Raw genomic sequence first — 362 nt, forward strand, 5'->3', positions numbered from 1 at the left:
GCAAGGTCAAAAATCTTCTCTACAATCCAGCGTGTTTCCGGGTCGATCAGAAGATGACCTTTTTTGTCCGGGTCTTTTACATACCCCAGCGGTGCATAGGCTCCATAGTGTGCGCCATTGGCAAATCTTGTGCGCATGGCAGCCTTGACCTTTTTGCTGGTCTGTCGGGCGTGCATTTCATTCAGGATGTTTAAGAATGGGGCAAGCTCGCTTTCTCCGTTGATGGTGTCCACATTGTCATTGATGGCAATGTAGCGTACTCCCTTGCTGGGGAAATAGATTTCCGTGTACTGACCGGTCAGGATATAGTTTCTTCCCAGACGGGATAAGTCCTTTGTGACAACGCAGTTGATTTTCCCGTC

At 48.9% G+C, this 362-nt stretch carries 1 protein-coding gene; it reads right to left on the bottom strand.

What is annotated here, in order from left to right; translation table 11 throughout:
- The coding region (locus tag LI164_RS15730) for a recombinase family protein (RefSeq protein WP_173904981.1) at positions 1-362 on the bottom strand (362 nt) is incomplete at both ends.

The sequence above is a fragment of the Dorea sp. 210702-DFI.3.125 genome (assembly GCF_020560945.1).
Taxonomy (GTDB): Bacteria; Bacillota; Clostridia; order Lachnospirales; family Lachnospiraceae; genus Dorea; species Dorea formicigenerans.